Source organism: Nioella sp. (assembly GCF_964229645.1).
In the GTDB taxonomy this organism is placed as follows: Bacteria; Pseudomonadota; Alphaproteobacteria; order Rhodobacterales; family Rhodobacteraceae; genus Nioella.
In genome coordinates this window covers 1-4,396 of sequence record NZ_CAXREX010000128.1, presented here as the reverse complement: position 1 = coordinate 4,396, position 4,396 = coordinate 1, and the positions used below count along the sequence as shown (strand labels likewise).

5 protein-coding genes and 2 pseudogenes are annotated in these 4,396 nt (G+C 60.7%); 3 read left to right on the top strand and 4 right to left on the bottom strand.

Annotated elements, in window-relative coordinates; translation table 11 throughout:
- A partial coding sequence (locus ACEQXV_RS08655; protein WP_370268774.1) for a hypothetical protein occupies nt 1-1,033 on the bottom strand: 1,033 nt, incomplete at its 3' end.
- 110 nt (nt 1,034-1,143) lie between these two features.
- On the opposite strand from ACEQXV_RS08655, the gene ACEQXV_RS08650 reads away from it, so the two are divergent.
- Together ACEQXV_RS08650 and ACEQXV_RS08645 are read left to right on the top strand one after the other, a co-directional pair.
- On the top strand, nt 1,144-1,419 hold the full coding sequence (locus ACEQXV_RS08650) for a rod-binding protein (RefSeq protein WP_093448779.1): 276 nt from the start codon (nt 1,144-1,146) through the stop codon (nt 1,417-1,419).
- Nucleotides 1,412-1,774 carry a flagellar protein FlgN gene (locus ACEQXV_RS08645; protein ID WP_244525479.1) on the top strand — a complete coding sequence of 121 codons (363 nt, stop codon included), beginning with the start codon at nt 1,412-1,414 and terminating at the stop codon, nt 1,772-1,774. The genes ACEQXV_RS08650 and ACEQXV_RS08645 overlap by 8 nt, the downstream gene beginning before the upstream one ends.
- Before the next feature lie 197 nt (nt 1,775-1,971).
- Here ACEQXV_RS08645 and ACEQXV_RS08640 read toward each other — a convergent pair.
- Together ACEQXV_RS08640 and ACEQXV_RS08635 are read right to left on the bottom strand one after the other, a co-directional pair.
- Nucleotides 1,972-2,079 (bottom strand): annotated as a pseudogene (locus ACEQXV_RS08640) (chemotaxis protein MotB); the annotation flags it as partial.
- A gap of 99 nt (nt 2,080-2,178) precedes the next feature.
- A complete protein-coding gene (locus ACEQXV_RS08635) occupies nt 2,179-3,201 on the bottom strand; it encodes an amidohydrolase (protein WP_370268770.1) in 1,023 nt (340 codons plus the stop codon).
- Nucleotides 3,202-3,378: 177 nt separating this feature from the next.
- On the opposite strand from ACEQXV_RS08635, the gene ACEQXV_RS08630 reads away from it, so the two are divergent.
- On the top strand, nt 3,379-4,104 hold the full coding sequence (locus ACEQXV_RS08630; RefSeq protein ID WP_370268769.1) for a sugar transferase: 726 nt from the start codon (nt 3,379-3,381) through the stop codon (nt 4,102-4,104).
- Nucleotides 4,105-4,203: 99 nt separating this feature from the next.
- On the opposite strand, the pseudogene ACEQXV_RS08625 reads toward ACEQXV_RS08630, so the two are convergent.
- Nucleotides 4,204-4,396: pseudogene (locus ACEQXV_RS08625) on the bottom strand (D-amino acid aminotransferase); the annotation flags it as partial.

Below are 4,396 nucleotides of genomic sequence, written 5' to 3'. Positions count from 1 at the left end.
CTTTGCTTCCATTTACTTGTCCTGCATTGCGCCCCATTAGTTCTGGATGAACCGGTCTCGGATCAGGTGAACCCTGATTCCTAGCGCCATGTTGTTGGGGTTGTTGGATTTTCCCGTGCCAAGAAGCAGGTGCATCTTGCGTTGCAAGGTCACCGACTCCAGGTTCAATTTGCACATCGCCAACCTTATCCGTCGCGGGCGTGGCATTTGCTTTACCGATTTCAGGAATGGCTTCGGATGCGGGGGCTTTTCGCTGCTCATGACCTTTCGGAACTGCTCCATTGGCCGCTGGTATTGGCGATGTTTGGTTGATCCAGTGCGCCGCTTGGGGCTTCTCGGTTGATTCTCCCAGCGCCTTCGAGCCTTTGGCCGGGCGATCGGTTTCATCTACCGGGAATATATTCGACTTAGAATCCGCGACGCGGCCTGCAATCGGTGTCGCCAGCATTTCTGTTGTTGGAGTCTGCACCGGCCCAAACGATGAGTTTTGCTTGCCATGATGCGCCGAAAAGTCGGAAATTCTACTTGCGCCTGCCGAATTTCGCGCCTCGCTTCGCGTGTTGGGCGTAGGCGCGTTGATTGAGAAGCCAACAGCAGGCGGACGCTCCTTAACTGCGTTTTCCTGTTCCGTGAACCCGAGCGGCACGGACGGCCGCGTAGGGTCTCGCATGTGTTCCTTGTGATCCTCCACCAAGTGAAAACTCCGCGTGTCGGACTGCGAGGTTGCAACACTTGGGAATGGGTATTTGAAGACTTCGGCTTCCAACCCTTCCGACACTTCTGTGGCACTGGCATCCGGCGACCAAGCTGCCAACTCAGTTGGAAAACCCTTGTCCAAGGACAACTCTGGATTTTGATCAGACGTCGGATCAGCCAAGACGAGAAGGTCGTCGGGAGCGTCAGCCACGACAGCCATTTCTGATGTCATGTCCCGGTCGAAAACCTCTGCAAACGCAACGTGTTCGCCCCCTTTTGACAAAGGGACTTCTGGCGCTCTTGCAATCCGCATCAGGGACAGAAGATCAATTTTCATATTGGCCTCGGGAATTCTTCCGCTCACGGCCACTGTCTCAGATCCCGGTTACTGATCCTTTACCGCTCTCAGGCAAAATCGAGCAATCTGATGACAATTGGAGGTATCTGATGTTTGTCGATTCGAACCGGCCTACCGCTGTGCCACAGGGTCCCAAGGACGCGCAGTTGCGTGACGCCGCCGTGGCGTTGGAGGCGTCCTTCTTATCTGAAATGTTGAAACATTCCGGCTTGGATGGGTTGTCCGGATCGTTCGGGGGAAGCACGGGTGAAACCCAATTCGCATCCCTCTTGCGAGACGAACAGGCGCACCAGATGGCCAAAGCCGGGGGAATCGGCCTGGCGGAAAAACTATTTCAAGCGTTGAAGGAGCAACAGGATGGCTGAGCCTATGTCCGAAACCGAGGCCGTCGCGCGTCTTGATGACCTGCTGGATCGGGAACGCCTTGCGCTGATCCAAGGCGACCTGAGCGTGATCGCAACCATCCTGGAAGAGAAGGAAGCGTTGTTGGAGCGCCTTCCCGAACTTGACGGTCCTGCGCGTGGCAATCTGGCCAGCCTGCAGGGCAAAGCGCTGCGAAACCAGGCGCTCCTGGACAGCGCCCTGCGGGGCATCCGATCCGTCGCCAACCGTTTCGCGACCCTGCGGAGAATTCGCAAATCGTTGGAAACATATGATGAGTTTGGCCAAAAAACCGCTTTTCCAGCCAGCGAAAATAATCAGGTTGAAAAACGCGCCTAGACCGAATGATTCAAATCGGAGGGAAATGGAGGGGGCGTCTTAGGTTTCCGTTAGGGTCTGTTCGTCACAGTGCCCGGGCATCCCCATCGGATGGCGCGGCACCGGGAAAGACCCGGTTCCAGCACAAGTCAGAACGACGATAGATCCGCCCCGACGGGGGGCGGGATGTGCAACGGGTGCAAAAGCATCCAAGATCAAAGGAACCTATGCATGGCCACCTTCCAGGCTCCGCCGTGGTGACCATCACCGCCGACGACCTTCTTCCGTTTGATTATGACCGGCGCCGCGTTTGCCTGCGCGCTCATCCACTCACCCTTTCTCACCCGCTACCGGGATAGGCGGGGAGTGTTAGCGGGGGGTTAAATTGCGCGCAGGCGGGCCCCGGGAAACGGGGCGGGATTGTCTTAAAGTCGATAGACCCGCGCCGCCGTGTCGTGGAACAGGCTGGCCTTTTCCGCATCGCTCGCCCCTGCGGCGATCCGTTTGAAGGCGTTCCAGACCACGGGGTAGGACACCGCGCCCTTGTCCACCGGGAAGTTGCTTTCGAACATGCAGCGGTCTGCGCCGAACAGTTCGATCGCGTTCTCGATATAGGGCCGCCACAGCCGCGCGCATTCGCCAGAGGATGGCGGCAGCGGCTCAAGATGCAGGTCAAAGCCGTTCACATCCATGGCCAGCCCGCCCAGCTTGATGATGACATTGGGACAGCCCGCCAGGTCCTGCATGTAGCCCTTCCATTCGGCAAAGACTTCGTCGCCCTTGCCGCGATAGGGGCCGATGCCCAAGGGGCCGCCCAGGTGATCCAGGATCATCGTGGTGTCCGGGAAGGCACGCGCCAGGTCGGTGAAATCCGGGATCTGCGGATGGTAAAGCCAGGCATCATAGGTCAGCCCGTTGGCGGCCAGATGACCAAAGCCCTTGCGGAAGGCGTCGTCGTACATCAGCCGCAGCGGAGAATTCGGAACCGCGCCGGAGAACCGGTCCCCGCCCGAGGCGGTGTAATGCCGGATGCCACGCAGCCGCCCCTTCGCGGCCTCTTTGTGGGCGTCCAAAACGGGCTGCACCGCGTCGCCCAACAGCAGGTTGGCATGGGCGACAATGCCGTCGCAGGCCCCGATGTCCGGTCGTTCGCGGGCGCATTCCTCGGCGATGCCCACGACGAACTCCGTCTCTCCCACGGGTTTCAGATCGGTCGGCCCGTCTTCGCGATAGCCATAGCGGCACTGGATGAAGACCGTCTTGCGGATGTTATGGCCCGAGGTCAGATCGGCCAGCAGCTCATCCGCGAAATAGGGGCCAAGCCGGTCCCAAAGGTGATGATGCGGGTCGATGATGGGCAGCTCGGGTTCCAGGATCTCCTCGCTTGCCTTTGCCAGCCAGTCGTCTCGCGTCAGGATATGGGTCGTGGCTTCGTAATCTTGCGTCATGTTGGTCCTCCCTTCCGGGAAGATACGGCAAAGCGTCATCAGTGGAAGAAAATTCCTGCATGCGGAATTGAATGCGCCGGGTTTGTGTAAAATTCCGAGTATCTCGGGCCGGGGAACCCGGGCCAGCGTGCGGTGCGATTACCGATCCTTAAGCTGCGCGGCCCTAGGGTCGCGCGCATGGCTTATGACATGATCCCTTTCGCTGTTGTTCTGCCCCGCCTGTCCTGGGCGCGCCAGTTTGGGGTCAGCCTCTCCTGGGCCCGAAAAGCTTGGGCGTCTCTTGCCGGCCTGCGGGGCCATCTGGACGGAAAGCGGCTGTTGGACGTGACGCTGGTGCTGCTGGCGCTGCCGGTCTGGGGGCCGCTTCTGCTGGCTCTGGTCGGGCTGCTGCGGCTGCGGCAGGGGCCGGGCGTCTTCTTTCTGCATTCCAGGATCGGGCGCGACGGGCGCGAATTCCGCATGATCAAGCTGCGGACCATGGTGCCGGATGCCCCCGACCGGCTGGCCCCGCTTCTGGCCGACCCGAGGATAGGTGCGCATTGGGCCCGCCATGCCAAGCTGCCGGAAGATCCGCGCCGCACGCCCCTGGGCCGCGGGCTGCGCGACACCAGCCTGGATGAGCTACCCCAGATGATCAACGTGCTGCTCGGACAAATGAGCCTTGTTGGCCCCCGCCCCGTGCCCCAGTCCGAATTCGCCGCGCAATATTCCGGGGCCTCTGCCCGGGCCTATTTGTCGCTGCGGCCGGGGGTATCGGGGCTGTGGCAGGTGACAGCGCGCGGCGGCTCCTATGACCGCCGCCTGGCGCTGGACTGCTACTATGCGGACAGCCGCAGCCTGATGCTGGACCTGCGGATCCTGCTGCGAACATTCGGTACCGTATGGAATGGAACCGGGGCGTGATGCGCGCGCAGCATTCACCTGCAAGTCGCGTCGCATAAACGAAAAAGCCCCGGCGCATTCCGGGGCTTTTCATGTTCCAGATTGGCCAATCCGGCCCGATCAGATCGCCTTCTTGCGGCTCTCGTCGATGTAGATCTCGCGCAGGCGCAGGGCCACCGGACCGGCTTCGCCCTTGCCGATCGTTGCTCCGTCGATCGACACGACGGGCTGCACGAATGTCGTGGCCGAGGTGATGAAGGCCTCATCCGCCTGCTGCGCTTCCTCGATGGTAAAGCCGCGCTCCTCGACCTCC